This window comes from Mesorhizobium sp. M1050 (assembly GCF_040318715.1).
GTDB lineage: Bacteria > Pseudomonadota > Alphaproteobacteria > Rhizobiales > Rhizobiaceae > Mesorhizobium.
In genome coordinates this window covers 1-16,075 of the sequence record NZ_JAMYMV010000104.1, presented here as the reverse complement: position 1 = coordinate 16,075, position 16,075 = coordinate 1, and the positions used below count along the sequence as shown (strand labels likewise).

Below are 16,075 nucleotides of genomic sequence, written 5' to 3'. Positions count from 1 at the left end.
GGACCCTCCGGTGAGTGCTGCAGCTTGGTAACTCCAGTCTCCTCGGTCCGGTCCGAATGGACAACCCTCTGAAAGCTCACACCTAGTACGGCCGCTGCTTGTTGAAGCAGTCGATGAAGTCGTCGAACCTGGCATCGTAAACGGAAATGACTTGGAGGCGTTGCGCGGCGCGTTCAACCGCGCGCGTACCAGCGCAGGCGGGCGCCCGAGCGCCATCGTCTGCAACACGCGCATGTGCAAGGGCGTGCCATTCCTCGAAACGCGAGATTACCTTTCATCCGTGTCGAGCCGAACGAATGGCGCCTGGCGATGGAAGCATTGGATGCGGGGAGAGCGTTGTGATTCATAAATCCGCCACCCGGATGATCGCCGATCCGGCGAAGCCGCGGCTACTTTGCATAGCTCTTCAAGAAAATCGAGCCGGCCGAAAGTTTGCAAGGAGTGAGTGCTCTCTCCCGGTTGCGATCTCGTCGGCAAGCAGCTCGCCGGCGATCAGGCCAAGCGTTGCGCCGCTGTGGCTGAAGGCGACGTAGTAGCCCTCGATCTCCTTCAATTGGCCAAATACCGGCTCGCCGTCCGCGGGAATTGGCTTGGGGCCGACACCATAGCTTTCCAGATCCAGTTTCGGATGGCCCGCGAGAACCTTCGAGGCTTCGTTGAGAAGCCCCTGAACAGTGGAATCCAGCACCCCATACGCGCCATCAGAATTGACGACCACCTCTTCTTCCGACCAGGCGGAATCGAGCACGAAAGCTCCGTCCGGCGTCGGTCGGATGGCGACGCGTGGCGTGTTGAGCACCGCCCGAAGCGGCAAGTGGATCGGCTTGGTCCTGACCAGCAGCGCAATCGGCGTCCCGTCGGCGATATGTTGGCCGGACTGTGCAACCATGCCCGGCACATCACCGCCGGTGGCCAGCAGCACCGCATCGGCGGTAAAGCTGATGCCGCTTGTCGTGGTGACGCCAGTGGCGCGGCCGTTGACGACCGTGACCGCGGCGCTTCCGGCATCGGTGACAAGCTGGCCGCCACGCGCCACGAACTCCGCAATTAATATCTCGATCAGCGACGGCAGATCGACCCAGCCTTCACCTGGGTTGAAGATCGCGCCCTGAGGCGTGACCGCGCTGGCATCTATGCCCGGGGTGACCGACGCTATCGCATCTGGGGACAGATGCCGCGCGTCATAGCCGAGGTCTTTCTCATGGGCCAAGACATCGGCGATCTCGTTCGAGGCGTCGTCCGCATCCCATGTCAGGCCGCCGTCAAAACGCAGCCAGGTGGCATCCGGATATCTCGCGGACAGCGTCCGGTAGCGGTCGATACCAATCATGCGCAGCCGATGATACTCAGCCGACCGCTTGCGAGCGGAATTGAGCCAGGCGAGCGAGCGGCCGGAAGCTCCCTTGGCGAGCGGTCCATCATTGACCAGGACGGTTTCGATGCCGAGCCTTGCAAGATGAACGGCCGAGGAGACACCGAAAATACCGCCCCCGACAACAACCACCTTTGAGACCGAATGCGATGTAGCCATGAGATATTTCTTTCACTGTATGGAGTTTGGACTGGGCGGCCGCGACGAAGGCACTTTGGGTTTCGATGTGCCTCAGGGCCTGCGATGGTGCGATCAAAGCACTTCGGCAAGGAAATGTTTCAGACGCACACTTTTGGGACTATCGAAGATCGCAGCAGGCGTGCCGGCCTCGATGACGCGGCCTTCATCCATGAAGACGACCTGATCGGCGACCTTGCGGGCAAAGCCCATTTCGTGGGTAACGACCACCATTGTCATGCCGCGCCGGCCGAGATCCGCCATCAGGTTGAGTACGCCCTTCACCAGTTCGGGATCGAGAGCGCTTGTCACCTCATCGAACAGAATAACCTCCGGGTTCATTGCAAGCGCACGCGCGATTGCCACACGCTGCTGCTGGCCACCGGAAAGGCTGCCGGGACGATGGTGTTTGCGAGCGGCAAGGCCGACATCGGCAAGGCGTGCCTCGGCGATGCGCTCGGCCTCCTGCGGCGGAATGCCCTTGACCTTGGTCAGCGACAGCATGACGTTTTCTAGGGCTGTGTGGTCGGGGAACAGGTTGAACTGCTGGAACACCATGCCGACACGCCGGCGCAGCTTTTCAGGCTTCATCGCCAGGATGCTGGCGTCATCGAGCAGCACGTCGCCGCCCTTGGGCTCGACCAGGCGGTTGAGGCAGCGCAACAGGGTCGACTTGCCCGAACCTGACGGACCGATGACGCATGTGACCGTGCCCGGTTTGACCGTCAGGCTGACGTTCTTGAGGACATCGAGATCGCCATAGGCCATGTCGAGATTGCTGATGGCGAGACTGCCGCCCTTGAACCGGGGAAGCGCCAAACTGCCTTCAGTGCTGGTCCCCGAATGAGGACTGCTGATTGCGCTTTCCAGTTCGCTCACCTCGGCGAGGCCGCTGGTGACGATGCCGGCCTTCTGCTTGCCTAGTCGCAGCGAGTTGTCGATGTAATTGACCAGATGGGTCAACGGCACGGTGATGACGAGATAGAACACGCCAGCCAGAAGCAATGGCGAGAGGTTTCCGGTGACCACCGCCTGGTCCTGACCGACACGGAAAATCTCGCGCTCCGACGCGAGCAGACCAAGGAAATAGACAAGGCTCGAATCCTTGACGTTGCCGATGAACTGGTTGACCAGAGCCGGCAGGACGCGGCGAATGCCTTGCGGAATCACGATCAGACGCATGCCCTGCCCATAGCTCATGCTGAGCGCCCTGCAGGCTTCCATTTGCCCGCGCTCGACGCTCTGGATGCCTGAGCGGAAGATTTCGCCCATGTAGGCCCCAGCAATCAGGCTGAGGGCGAGAATGCCGAGCGGATAGGGGGAAGGCCCGAAGATTTCGCGGCCGATGCGAGCGAAGCCCTGGCCGATCAGCAGAATCGTGACGATCGCCGGAAGGCCACGGAAGATATCGGTGTAGACCCGCGCCGGAATGCGCAGCCAGCGCGATTGCGAGATGCCCATGACCGCAAGGACCATGCCGAGAACGACACCGAGTACCGTGGACGCCGCGGCGAGGATCAAGGTGTTCTTCAGTCCGATGGTGATCATGCTCGGCAGCACGTCGGCCATGGCTTGCCAGTCGAGGAAACTGCGACGCAGGTTTTCGAGCCAGTCCATTCGGTCCCCTTTTTATCGCGCTATTTGCGTCACCATGAACTCAGGCGCGAGCGCGCGTCCGCCGGCCGTCACAGCCGGCGGCTGTGCGCGGTTACTTCTTGGGGAGATACTGGTCGGGCATAGGTGACCCGGGAAACCACTTCTCGTAGAGCGTCTTCCAGGTGCCGTCCTGCATCGCCGCATGCAAGGCAGTGTTCAACGCCTCGCGAAACTTGTCGTTGCCTTTGCGCAGCACGAAGCCGGCGGGTGCGTCGAAGGAAGGAATGTTGAGCGCTATCGTCAGCCCCGGATAACGCTCGCCATATTGCTTGGCGGCCTCGTAATCCAGGAAATGCGCGTCGACGGTTCCGTTGTTCAGCGCGGAAACGGCGGAGTTGTTGTCGGGGAATTTGACGAGATCGGTTCCGACAAAGTTCTTCGCCGCGTAGATTTCCTGCAGTGTACCCTGCACGACGCCGAGACGCTTGCCCTTGAGCCCATCCGCCGAATTTATCGCCTTGTCGGCGGTAAGTACCGAGAGATAGCCCGCGAGATAGCCGTCGGAAAAGTCGACGGTCTTCTTGCGCGCTTCCGTCGTACCGATTGCCGCGACCGCGACATCGAAACGTTCGTTCGCAACCGAAGGCATCAGCGCCGAGAATTCCTGGCCGGTGAAGATCACCTGATCCGGCTTGAATCCAAGGCGGCTCGCGACGTTGCGGAACAATTCGATGTCGAAGCCGGTGAACGTGCCATCCGCTTGGGTGAAAGCGTAGGGTTTGGCATCGCCCATGGTACCAACGCTGATGACTTTCGCATCAATAAGACCGTAGGGATTGTCATCCGCGGCGGCGGTTCCCGAAATCAACCCGGCGCCGATGCACACGGCCATAAGAGCCATTACGCCAGTCCTGACCGGTGACATCAACGACTTGAGAATTCCCATCCTGCTCATGTCTTCTCTCCACTCTGAAGGTTTGTTGTTCTTGGCATTTGCGTTGAGGCTATAAATCTCGCGCCTCACATCGTTCGTCGCTGCCACGGGGCTTGCGCGGCCGGCTGTCTCCACGATTCTCGAAACCCTCGCTCTCTCGTGTAAGAGACCGGTCTCTTATTGTGTGAGACCGGTCTCTTTGGTAATCGTTATCGCCAGATTGACCTTCCGTCAACAACTCTTGTAGTCGTTCATCCGATGAAAAGAACCGCGCCCAAGACCCAGTCGATAACAGTCAGCGATGTCGCCCGCGCGGCAAAGGTGTCAAAAGCGACGGCCGCGCGCGTGCTCGGCGGATACGGCGTCGTCAGCGACATGATCCGTGCGGATGTCCTGGCCGCGGCCAAGATATTGGACTACCGTCCGAACGAGTTGGCTCGCAGCATGACGACCGGCCGGTCCGGCATCATCGGGGTGGTTGTCGGCGACATCGAGAACCCGTTCTTCAGCTTGGCGGTGCGCGGCATCAGCGATGCGGCAAGAGCGGCCGGATTCAACGTGATTCTGGCCAACTCCGGCGAGAGGATCGAAGACGAAAAGACTGCTGTGCGAATTTTGATCGGCAAGCGCGTCGACGGGCTGATCGTCACGCCATCGGAATCGCGCGACATCTCACACCTGCGCGACATCCATCGTTCAGGCCGACCGCTTGCCTTGCTCGATAGGGGGCTGCCCGATCTGGGTGTCGATACCGTCACGATCGACGATCGCGGCAGCGCCATGCGGGCGACGCGCATTCTTGCCAATGCCGGCCACCGCAACATCGCTTATGTGACTGCGGTCGAAGGGCACGAATACCGCGATCTAGCGCAAATCTATACCTCATCGGTTCGCGAGCGTATCGACGGCTTCCTCACCGTGTGCCGTGACGCCGGAATTGAGCGGCCGGAACGTTATGTTCGCCTGGGTGCAACAAGCCCTGTCGAAGCGCGCAGGGTTGCCGACAAGCTCCTGTCCGAACCAGATCGACCGACGGCGATCCTTGCCTCCGACAGCGTCATAGCGCTAGAGATCTTCAGGGTGATCCGCCAGCGCGGCTTGCGAGTTTCCGAGGACATTTCGCTGATCACGTTCCATAATGCGGATTGGACGAGCGTGACAACCCCGCCCATTACCGTCATTGACCAGCCAGTCTATGCGCTTGGCAAGAGTGTCGCGGATTTGCTCATCCGGCGGTTGAAGGGCGAAACACGATCGCCCGAAAGGCTGATTTTGCCGACCACGATCATCGAACGCGGATCCGTAGGCCCGCCCTCGAACAGAGGGCGGTAGACGCCCAAGCTCAATCGCCGGGATCCTGAAGGTTCTGCAAAAAGCTTTGGAGAGAGAACGGCCCTTCGCCGAGGCGAAAGCGGCCATGGCGCGCTGGTGACGTTGCAATCACCGGATCCCATGGAAGGGGAAGTGCACGAGCGCTGGAGACGGACACGTGAAAACCCGACAAGCGTTATCTCACGAGCCGGTAGGCAAGAGGTTGCGGATGTGGTCGTTAAAATAGCGACCCTTGGCAAAGGCAGATTTGAATTCGGCGAAGCTCTCCGGCGGCACGTCCAAGAACTCGTAATGCCTGCCGCTTGCTATAAACCACACCGACGGGATCCTGGAATCTGGGTCATATTCGAATTTGCGTATCGAGGTCGACGGAATGGTACGTCCTGAGGGACCGCCGGCCCGAGCCGGCGGGCTTCTGTTGCAGTCGAGATCTGCTCAGGTCACGGGACCCGGACACGAAGACGACGACTTGCGCCGTGACAGAGGCAAGACTCCCCCGCTTCGTCAGGAAGGACTTTTCATAGGTCTCTTTCATAGGAGGCCGTCGTTTCTCCCCGGGTTGCGCAAAGCTGCTAAACGAATAGTCGAATTCTGGACGACCAAGACAAGTCCGCGCCCCTAAAATCAGTCAGTCCTCTCTAGGACTTTTCTGAAAGGATCGATTCAGCAGTCTTTTCGTCGGTGATCAGGACATCGACGACGCCAAGACGCAATACAGCGCGCAGCACCGGAACTTTTTCGAGTCCACCGGAAGGCAAGATCACCGTATCGATGTCACGCAAGTTTTGAGGTGCGAGGCCGATAACGCGCCGGTTGAGCGGGTGATCGACGAGTTGTCCGTCCGCATCGATCCAGTGGCCGCAGATATCGCCAACGGCGCCTGCCTGTTGGAGGGACGTGAGGTCATCCTCGCCCACCAGCCCGATGCGAAAAATCGTGGCGTCCTTGTGAACCGCGCCAACTGAAACAAAAGCGGCCTCGACAGCACGGGCATGTGTAAAGGCATCTTCCAGAATGGACTGGCGCATGAGCAGATCGCGCGTGGCCTCGGTATCCGTGAACACCGGGGCTGCGATGTAGAAACATTCGGCATCGAACAGCGCCGCAAGCCGAGAAGCCATATCATAAATGTTGATGGCCGACCCCCGCGTCAGGCCGCCGAGCAAAGAAACGATCGACATTCCTTTCACCGGGCGCACTGTCACAGACCGGAGGCTGAGCTGGAGCGTCCTCCCCCAACCCACGCCGACGGATATTCCGTCCCGGATTCTAGCCGACAGGGCTTCGCCCGCCGCGGCTGCAATGACCTGCGGTATCAGAGCGGGATCGGGAGGCGTTGGGACCACGATTGGATCAGAGACGCCATAGACGACCCGCAGCCGGTGCTCTAGATCTATGCAGCTGGCTACCTTGGAATTAATCCGAATCTGGACTATCCCCCGCTCGCGGGCAAGCGCCAGCATCCGATTGACGCGAAGGCGGGTTAGACCGAGAGACTTGGCGATTTGCGCCTGTGTGAGGTCACCCACATAGGCAAGCCAGGCGGCCCGGACAAGGAGCCCTTCCTCGCGATCGACGCTGACGGAATTCGCTAGGATCTGGCGGCCGTCGCGTTTCTTTCTTGGTGGTTTCTCCATCAAAAGTCCTCTCTACACGGGGCGCTTCGATAGCCGAGTGGCTCGGCGGACCGTGCCATCGACGTGAAGCGCTTTGTGTATTCGCCTATCCACGATGAAAACTGTCGAAGGACAATACCAGCGGAGCGTCATGGCAAATTGCTTCGACTATGGCGGCCGTCAGCGGCAGGCGATCGCGAGGAAGTTTGCCCCGGCTCATCATTCTCTCCAATGTCGGGCCAAGATCCAGCGCCAGTTGCGCCCCCTCGACCGTGTCCGAACTCATATGGTCGCGCTTTGCCACGGAATAACGCAAGCCGCAGCCGAGCAAGCGTCCCATTCGACCGTTGCGGCCTGCCTGGCAGGTCACGTAAAGATCGCCGGAACCCGCCAATCCCCGCACGGTTGCGATTTTTCCGCCCAGGGCTTCGACAAGGATCGCCATTTCTTGGAGGGACTGCGAAAAAAGTGACGAGGCAAGATTGTGCATGAGTGCGCCGTTCGGCGCCTTGTTGTCGCGCTCAAGAAGCCCGACTGGAGCCCCAACTGCGAGCGTATAGAAATTCTTGAAAGCGGCGCAGATTTCAACCCCGGCGAGATCGGACGACGCCCGCGCATGATAGAAGGGGGCTCGCAGGAGGCGAGATGCCGCGGCAATACTGTCGGCGTCGTGCCCTGCCACGATCACAGAGGTATCGCGCTGGGCCGCCAGTTCTCCGGCAATACACGGTCCGCCCACTGCCATCACCGGCATCGACAAAGCGGTGCGCCGTTGAATTTCGCGGGCAACCACGTGTGGCAGGATGTCGATGCCATCGTCTCGCGCGGCGAGCCCCTTTGTAACCATCAAAATCGGCACGGGCGACGTGACACTCTCGGCGATACGGTCGATCGCCCAGGGAACGCCAGCCGACGAGACACCGAGCACAAGTAGATCGGGTCGGTCGCTCATCGCGTCAACGAATCCAGTCCAGGGGTAGGCGACAACGGCGGCTGGCAGAGTGACGTTGAGACGCGGATGGTGCCCTGTGCTGGCCACCGATGCAACGATCTCTTCATCAAGATGGGTCCCGACGAGGCTGATGCTGTTACCCGCGTGAGCGGCCGGAAGCGTCATGGCCGAGCCCATGACGCCGGCACCGAGGATGACGATCCGCGCCATTCAGTTTCTTCCCTTGTCCAGCCGTTCGCCGCTGCCTTGGTCAAACAGATGAATTCGGTCTGGCGCGGGCTCCAGATGGATTGTCGCCCCGGGAGAGAGCTCCATCCGGCTATGCAGTACCGAGCAGACCACGATGTCGCCCACGCTGGCGAAGATATGGATTTCAGGACCAGTCGGCTCGACAACAGTGACGGTCGCCCGGATGCCGCTCCCATCCGTCACAGGTCGAAGATGCTCGGGGCGGACGCCATAGACTACCTTTTGGCCCGGGCGGACCGCGGCCTTTGGTGGTAGCGGCAGGGCGAGGTCACCGATCCGCACCACCCCTGCGTCCCCTTCATCGGCCACCTCACCATGAAACATATTCATTGCAGGCGAGCCGATGAATGAGGCGACAAAGAGATTTTCCGGGCGATCATAGACGTCGAGCGGGCGCCCGATCTGTTCGATGTAGCCGTCTCGCATGATTACGATGACGTCGGCCATGGTCATCGCCTCGATCTGATCGTGCGTGACGTATACTGTCGTGGTCTTCAGCCGCTGGTGGAGCTCCTTGATTTCGGTCCGCATCTGCACGCGCAGTTTGGCATCGAGATTGGACAGCGGTTCGTCGAACAGGAACACGGTTGGATCGCGCACGATTGCGCGGCCCATGGCAACACGCTGCCGCTGACCGCCGGAAAGCTGGCGAGGATACCGTTCCAGGTAGGGAGTCAGATTGAGAACTGACGCGGCCCATCCTACCTTCTGTTTGATCTCTTCCTTAGGTCGTTTCTTCAACTGCATGGAAAAGGCCATATTGTCGAAAACCGTCATGTGCGCATAAAGCGCGTAATTCTGGAACACCATCGCAATGTTGCGATCCTTGGGATGAAGGGTATTGACGACATGGTCGCCTATGGCGATGCGACCGGATGTGATGGGTTCAAGACCGGCAATCATGCGCAACAGGGTGGACTTGCCGCATCCGGAGGGGCCTAACAGGACGACGAACTGGCCATCTTCGATCGAAAGGTCGAGTCCATGGATCACCTCTACGGCGCCATAGTCCTTCTTTATGTTGTTGATGGTTACAGACGCCATAAATTGCTACCCTTCAATTCCCTTGCCGTTCGTTTCCATTCGCCATGCGAGCCACTGGGACGATGCAAATGCGGTCTCACCGTTCGCTCTGCAGAAATTCTTCCAGGAGATCTGCATCGGCCGCCAAATTGACAAAGGACCAGCGGCCTCGGATTTCTCGCGAACAGCGAATGGCGTCGTGCCAAAGCTCTCGTGGCAGGCCTAATTCGGCGCCGGTGACCGGGCCTCCAGCAGCCTTAAGCGCTGCTTCCATGCGGGCGACCGGCATAGCCATCGGCCGAAGCTCCCGGCGCAGAGCCGGCCAGATTTCCTCAAGCTTCCGGTTGAAAGCTTCTGTCTCTTTGTGGTCGAGTGCTGTCTTCCTCATTTCGGCTATACAAAGCGGTCCAAGTTGCGCACCGTAGCGTACCAGCATCGCCGCCTCATCGATGGGCGTCGGCTTTGCCCGAGGGGGCTCTTCCATGTCCAGCAGCATCGCTTGCAGCCGCGCCATGACCAGCGATGCCACGCCAACCTGCTGACCATGGGTCGTACCGGGATGATGCTCTCGCGCGAACATGTCGACCCAATGGGAGATTTGGTGCTCCCCCATGGAGCCGGGGTGCGAAACGCCCGCGAAGCAGACTCCCATCGAGCAAAGCGTCAACACGCGCTGGAGATGCCCGACGGCGGTGAGATCATGCGACGCCAGGCCAGACGCGTGGGCCAGCATCGGCTCCTCGTCGCCGGCCTGCAGCCGATAAGGCACGTCGGAGTAATAGGTCCCGAAAAGCCGATGCGAAGCCCACCAGTCGACCTGCGCGGTGGACCGGCAGAGGCTGTCGCCAAGGCCAGCAGCACTGAGCCAGCTTGGCGCTGCCGCCGACACGCCTAGGTCCAGGAAGATGCCGCGCGGGGCGTGCGAGGGCAGCGAGATCTTGAGCCCTGAAGCCAACGTCACCGACGCAGTCGAGGCGCCGTAGCCATTCATCGACGCTGCGGTTCCGAAGACCGCATAGGTCCGGCCGTCGAGGAAGGTTGCGTGCTTGCAGCTGTCGTTGAGGACTCCGGACCCGACGGCAACGATGCCGTCGGCGTGACGCGTTTTCTCCCTGACCAACTCGATCGTCGTTTCTTCGCAGTCGAGGCCGTCGGGAAGCACGATTGCGTCAATATCGGCTACACTGCGCAGCGCCTTAGCGACACGTCGCCCCATTACTTCGAAAGTGTTGACATCGGACACGACAGCAATCCGGCTGCCCAGCGCCAGAGGCGCGATGAGATCCGCCTCGCGGCCTTCAGTCGTCTCCAGCAATTCGATCGTCTGGAAGGGCAGGTCAGCGGCCGCGCCTGTCTCAGGATCCTTCCAGCGTCCTGCGACAACATCCTCGATCAGGGCGTTCCAGTTGATCGTCTCAGCCACCATCAGCCTCCGTGAAAGCCGCCAGTCGCTGGTTCCAGGCCGAAATCGTCGGCCAAAGATCGGCGTGAATCGCAAGAAGTTCGGCATACCGGCCGGCATGGACTGCATTGGGTTCGAAACATTTGGCGGATTCGCTGGCCATTGCGAGGGAGGCTTCGGAGATGGTGGAAAACCAGCCCACCCCCTTTGCCGCTGCCATTGCCGCGCCGAGCGAGGAGGCTTCCACGGTCGTCGAACGCTTTACGCGACGGTCGAGTGCATCCGCCAGAATCTGCATCCACAGGTCGGACTTCGCTCCTCCGCCGATCGCTATAAAGTAGTCGATGTCCTGGTGGGCGGCGGCAGCGGCCCGCTGACTTGTAGCTGCCTGATGGAGCGCTATGCCTTCCAGCACTGCGCGATAGATGTCGCCGCGGCGGCTCGAGCCGGAAAGCCCGGCAATCACACCGCGAGCGCCGCTGTTCCAATGGGGATCCATGACGCCTTGCCAGTAGGGCAACAGCATTATGCCGCCAGCGCCGATCGGGCTGGCTGCGGCCTCGGCCTCAAGCGCCTCCAGCTCGCCGTTGCAGCCATGCAGATCGACGCCCAGCATTTCGCGCGCCATCCAGTCGACGAGGAAAGTGCCGGCGCGCAGACACGTCTCGTAGATGTAGCCATCCTCAGCGATGGCATTTTCGGTACGGAAGGCCGGATCACAGACGTACTCGGTGCCGAAGCTTCCCGAGACGACCGCTGTGCCAAGATTGATGTAAGCGCTTCCCTGCTGCAACACACCGGCGCCCGTTCCGGCGCATTGACCGTCGCCGCCGCCAGCCACGATCGGCGTGCCCTCCCGCAAGCCTGTCAGCGTGGCGGCTTCCTGAGTTACCTGGCCCACAACCGTCCCTGGCCGAGCCAAGTCCAGCATCATCCGCCGGGCGACGCCTGCCGCTTCCAGTATCTCGTTCGACCAGTCGATTGCGCGCATGTCAAGCACACCCATCGGGTCCGCTGAGGCAGTCGATGTTACCCATCGGCCGCTCAGGCGAAAAACGAGATAGCCATGGACTTCGGCCATTCGCTCCACCCGGGCAAAGATCTCGGGCTGCTCCTCTCGAAACCAGATCATGCGATAAAGGCAAGGAATGACGTCCAGCGGCTTGCCGGATATCGCGTGGACGCGCGCCGCGCCGAATGCCTCGCCGAAGCGGCGTGCTTTCTGGCGAGCCCGCTCGTCCAGCCAGAGTGTCGCGGGCCGGAGCGCTTCGCCCTGTTCGTCGAAAAGGCCAAAGGTCTCGCGCTGGTTGGAAATGGCTAGGGCGGCAATGCGCCTTGGCGAAACTGTTGCAGTTACGGTGCGCAGCGCTGCGACCGCCGAAGCCCACCACTGGGCCGGGTCCTGCTCGAAATACCCCGAGCGCGGGTTGGACATTGCTATCGGCGCGCGACCCTCCGCCACGCTGCGTCCATTGCGGTCCCAGGCAATTGCCTTGGTTGCCGAGGTCGAGGAATCGATGCCGATGACGAGATCCGGAGCCATTGCCGCCACCTTGCCAAGGGCGAGGGCGGTCGAAACCGCCATCGCCGAAATAGCCCAATTACGCCATTAAAGCCCCGCGTCCTTGACCTTACCGTCGACAATGTGGGCGATGGCATCGAGGCATGCCTTGGCGTCCCCGCCATAGTCCTGACCAGTCAGCAGCTTGCCGAGTTCGACCGGGATGTCATTGTTCGACAGATCCGCCCAGATGGGCATGTCCGGCTCAGATCCCATCTGATTGTCGATTGTGTATTTGATCGCCTCGAAATGGCGTGTTGTTCCTGGTCCAACCACGGCCTTCGCCTTGACCCGAGGATCCGTGAAGGAGGAATTGCGCATCGGCGAGGCGCCGCCGCCAAGCGTCGAGACCCGCGCCATCACGTCCTTCGAGCAGACCCACTGCATAAACAACCAAGCCGCTTCCTTGTTCTTGGAATATTGCGACAGGGAAATCGTCGAGCCGCCCTGATGACCGACGGCCGGGATTTCGTTGAAGCCGCAATCCGCGATGGCGCGGCGGCCGGGAACCTCCTTGGGCGCAGGCAAGGCCTCGAACAGGCCTTTGACCTTGGAATCGTTGGCATCGAAACCGGGGAAATCCTCGCCCCAGGTGATTGCCATGGCGGCCTGCCCCTGTGTCAGGGCCTGCCCCTGTCCATCCCAGGTCCATGTCGTCGCCGACGGTGGCGAGTTCTTGACCAGTTCCTGGTAGAATTTCAGCCCGGCTATGCCGCGCTCATCGTTGCCGACGAACTTCTTATCCTTGTTGAAAATCGAACCGCCATGACCCCAAAGTGCGAAGGTCCAGTCGCATTCGAGCGAATAATGGCCGGACTTCGCCTGGCATGCGGTGCCAAAGATGCCATTGCCCTTTTCCGCCTCAGTCAGCGCCTGCACGGCCTTGAGATAGGCGTCGAGGTCTGTCGGCAAGGCGATATTATGCTTGTCGAAAAGGTCTTTGCGATACATCAGGATGAAGATCGGAATATCGAAGGGAATTCCGCACTGTTTGCCATTGTACATGGCGATACCGTCGACCAGCGGCTTGGAGAAATCGTCCCAGTCGAAATTGGGCATCGCCAGCGCTTTGTTCTGGTCGTAATACTCGCGCGGATCGATGACATCCTGTGCAAATGTCGCCATCCAGGACTGGTCAAGATAGTAGACATCATAGGTGCCCAGCTGGCCTTGCACGTCCTGCGTGGCCTTGGCGAGAACCTGCTCTAGCGGCACGATCTCGACCTCGACCTCAATGCCGGTTGCTTTCGTGAATTCACCCGCGACAAGTTGGTTAGCGACGATCGTGGGCGGCGTTGCTTCCGAGGTGTAGCGAATTTTCGTGCCGGCATATGGCTTACCGACATCGGCCAGCCACTTCAGCATGTCCGTGTCCTGGGCCCGGGCCTCCTCGACCCCGAAGCCCAGCATCCCTCGATTGGGGCGACCGCCACCCAGCATAGCCGATCCGAAGGCGGAAAAGCCAATGCCCGCCAGCGCCATCTTCCTCATGAAGTCGCGTTTGGTTATTCGACGCGCTGTAAAGTCGTTGCAGGTATCGGCGACGAATGTCTTCTTGTCGTGGTCTCTGAAGCTCATGATCGTTCCTCCGTTGCGTTTGTCGTCGTTCTTCTCGTCCGGCCTTACTCCTTGAGAGATCCAAGGGTCAGGCCGCGGACCAGATGCCGTTGAACCAGCAGGATAAAGATGAAGCTCGGTATGATCGCAGACGTGCCGAGTGCTGTGATGTAGCCCCATTCGGTGGCCGTCGAAGTCACAAACGTCGAGATCTTCACCGGGACAGTGCGGATCGACGTTGTCAGGAACAGCGACAGCAGGAACTCGGTCCATGAAAAGATGAAACATAGTACGGCGGTCGCGGCGACGCCGCCCTTCACCATAGGAAGGACTACGCGTCCGAACGTCTGCCAGCGCGTCGCACCGTCAATCAGTGCCGCCTCGTCAACCTCGCGTGGAACATCGTCGAAGAACGACTTCAAAAGCAAAACTGCCAGCGGCAGATTGATCAAGCTGTGGACGAGGATGAGCCCAGTATAAGTATCGCGCAGGCCGAGATCCCGGAACATGAAAACGATCGGTATGACGATCGCGATAGGCGGCATAAAGCGCTGCGAGAGGATCCAGAACAGGAACGACTGCTGCCCGCTGAACTGCATTCGCGACAGGCAATAGGCAGCCAGCGTCGCCAGGACCAGTGTCAGTGCCGTCGACCCGACCGCTATGATCGCGCTGGCGAGCAGCGACTGGCGGGAATCGTAAGAACTGGCGCCTCCCTTTATTACTCCGGCCGCCTCGCCCCCCTGTTCCATGCCGATATCGACTCGCGACACGCCGAGCAGCGTCACGCGGTAATTGTCCGGCGTCGGTTTGAAGCCGATGTAGACCGGTCCACTGCGGTCGAAGATCGCCGAATAGGGTTTGATGGAGGACAGCGCCCACCACGCGATCGGGAACATGAAGATCGCAACCACCAACACGGCGAGCAGGTCACGTGCGATCATCTGGGCGCGGGAGGGCTCCATCAGAACCTTACCTTGAAAAGCCTGACGAAGAGGTTCGACACTGCGATGAGGACGACGAGCACGATCAGCGACAAGGTCGCGGCGTAGGGAAAATCTCCCGTGAAATAGATCCGGCCTGCGTAGAACGAGAGCGTCTCGGTAGCCGTGCCCGGCCCGCCGGCACTGATGATGTAGACGTAGTCGTAGATTCGAAAAAGATCGACGCCGCGGATCAGCACCGCGACTGCAATCACCTTGCGCAGCATCGGCAGTGTAAGTCGCAAGAATGTCTGGATCCCACTGGCGCCATCGATCGCCGCGGCTTCGAAAGGCTCCTTCGGCAGCGCCCGCAGGCCCGCCAGTATGATGAGCACCATGAACGGCGTCCATTGCCATATGTCCGCCAGCAGGATCGCCAGCAATGCGGTTACCGGCTGGGTCAAGATCGGCTGTGCCGGCGAGATCAGGTTGAGGGCATAGAGATAGAACGACAGGACACCGAAAGAGCCGTCCTGCATCAGCAGGAACATCATTCCGGTAACCGCAGGCGGCACGACCAGCGGCAGTGTCATCAGCGCCCGCAGGATCCCGTACCCCTTGCGATCGGTATCAAGCAGGAGGGCGATGAGGATGCCGAGTGCAAGCTGAACCGCAAGCGCGATGAATGTATAGATTAGTGTGGTTTCCAACGCATCCCACATGCGCGTATCCGAAAATGCGCGTGCCCACTGGTGGAATCCGGCAAAATCAAGCTGCCGCGATACGACATTGCGTTTGTGAAAGGACAGCCAGACCGAATAGGCGAGAGGATAGATGCCGAAAACGAGAAGCATCACCGTGATCGGTGCCAGCCAGGGAAACGGATGCTCGGCCGTCATGAACCGGGGCAGGGCCCACCCGGACCTCTCTCGGGTGAGAGTCGCGGTGCTCACGCGCAAATCTCCGCTGGGTGACAGAGATGCATCGGCCTTCTCCCTACCGGCCAGATCGTGCCAACTTGAACTTTTGTAAGTTTGTTGTGCCTTTTGTTAAGGTAGCGTGTGGGACGGCCGTCGATTTGTCAAGACGGCTTTGAGCGGCGCCCGCGGGAGTTGATCCGCACGTTGACTATCAGGGGCAAATATGAACTGTTTTCCAAGCCAAGGGGATCAGGCAAGCTTGTCGGCGAATACCGACAAACCCCCAGGTGGTCACGCGGCCGCGCAGCATGCAGGCCCGATGCCATCACCCGTCTCCGCCGCCAAAGCGTGACGACCGCGCGAGGAGTCAAGACTTGAGAGCAGCCAGGCTCACATTAATCTGGCAGGGTGATCTGAAGTTTCACGTCGGCCGGCCGGCCTTCGACCGCACGGTCGAAGGC

13 protein-coding genes are annotated in these 16,075 nt (G+C 60.3%); 1 reads left to right on the top strand and 12 read right to left on the bottom strand.

Going from position 1 to position 16,075, the window contains the following annotated elements; genetic code table 11:
• Positions 1-406: 406 nt before the first annotated feature.
• The 3 genes from NKH57_RS31395 to NKH57_RS31385 all read right to left on the bottom strand — a co-directional run bounded on the left by NKH57_RS31395 (position 407) and on the right by NKH57_RS31385 (position 4,091).
• The gene (locus NKH57_RS31395; protein ID WP_352950101.1) at positions 407-1,531 is read right to left on the bottom strand and encodes an NAD(P)/FAD-dependent oxidoreductase; all 1,125 of its coding nucleotides are present in this window, start codon (positions 1,529-1,531) and stop codon (positions 407-409) included.
• A gap of 93 nt (positions 1,532-1,624) precedes the next feature.
• Entirely contained in the window at positions 1,625-3,166 is a 1,542-nt protein-coding gene (locus tag NKH57_RS31390; protein WP_352950099.1) for an amino acid ABC transporter permease/ATP-binding protein, read from the bottom strand.
• Positions 3,167-3,257: 91 nt separating this feature from the next.
• Entirely contained in the window at positions 3,258-4,091 is an 834-nt protein-coding gene (locus tag NKH57_RS31385) for an ABC transporter substrate-binding protein (RefSeq protein WP_502907357.1), read from the bottom strand.
• 246 nt (positions 4,092-4,337) lie between these two features.
• Between NKH57_RS31385 and NKH57_RS31380 the strand changes: the two genes are divergently transcribed.
• On the top strand, positions 4,338-5,411 hold the full coding sequence (locus tag NKH57_RS31380) for a LacI family DNA-binding transcriptional regulator (RefSeq protein WP_352486034.1): 1,074 nt from the start codon (positions 4,338-4,340) through the stop codon (positions 5,409-5,411).
• 180 nt (positions 5,412-5,591) lie between these two features.
• On the opposite strand, the gene NKH57_RS31375 is transcribed toward NKH57_RS31380, so the two are convergent.
• The 9 genes from NKH57_RS31375 to NKH57_RS31335 all read right to left on the bottom strand — a co-directional run bounded on the left by NKH57_RS31375 (position 5,592) and on the right by NKH57_RS31335 (position 15,647).
• Positions 5,592-5,771, bottom strand: a complete 180-nt coding sequence (locus NKH57_RS31375) for a KTSC domain-containing protein (RefSeq protein ID WP_352486076.1) — start codon at positions 5,769-5,771, stop codon at positions 5,592-5,594.
• Positions 5,772-6,049: 278 nt separating this feature from the next.
• Complete coding sequence (locus NKH57_RS31370; protein ID WP_352486033.1) at positions 6,050-7,048, bottom strand: sugar-binding transcriptional regulator; 999 nt, start codon at positions 7,046-7,048, stop codon at positions 6,050-6,052.
• 85 nt (positions 7,049-7,133) lie between these two features.
• Positions 7,134-8,189, bottom strand: a complete 1,056-nt coding sequence (locus NKH57_RS31365; protein WP_352486032.1) for a hypothetical protein — start codon at positions 8,187-8,189, stop codon at positions 7,134-7,136.
• A complete protein-coding gene (locus NKH57_RS31360) occupies positions 8,190-9,272 on the bottom strand; it encodes an ABC transporter ATP-binding protein (protein ID WP_352950094.1) in 1,083 nt (360 codons plus the stop codon). It abuts the gene before it with no gap.
• A 76-nt stretch (positions 9,273-9,348) separates the two neighbouring features.
• Entirely contained in the window at positions 9,349-10,674 is a 1,326-nt protein-coding gene (locus tag NKH57_RS31355) for an iron-containing alcohol dehydrogenase (protein WP_245266572.1), read from the bottom strand.
• Positions 10,667-12,238, bottom strand: coding sequence for an FGGY-family carbohydrate kinase (locus tag NKH57_RS31350; RefSeq protein ID WP_352950092.1), 1,572 nt, complete (start codon positions 12,236-12,238; stop codon positions 10,667-10,669). Before NKH57_RS31350 ends, NKH57_RS31355 begins: the two co-directional genes overlap by 8 nt.
• A 24-nt stretch (positions 12,239-12,262) precedes the next feature.
• Entirely contained in the window at positions 12,263-13,792 is a 1,530-nt protein-coding gene (locus tag NKH57_RS31345) for an ABC transporter substrate-binding protein (RefSeq protein WP_352950090.1), read from the bottom strand.
• A gap of 44 nt (positions 13,793-13,836) precedes the next feature.
• A complete protein-coding gene (locus NKH57_RS31340; protein WP_023758886.1) occupies positions 13,837-14,736 on the bottom strand; it encodes a carbohydrate ABC transporter permease in 900 nt (299 codons plus the stop codon).
• Entirely contained in the window at positions 14,736-15,647 is a 912-nt protein-coding gene (locus NKH57_RS31335; protein WP_352950088.1) for a carbohydrate ABC transporter permease, read from the bottom strand. Before NKH57_RS31335 ends, NKH57_RS31340 begins: the two co-directional genes overlap by 1 nt.
• Positions 15,648-16,075 lie beyond the last annotated feature (428 nt).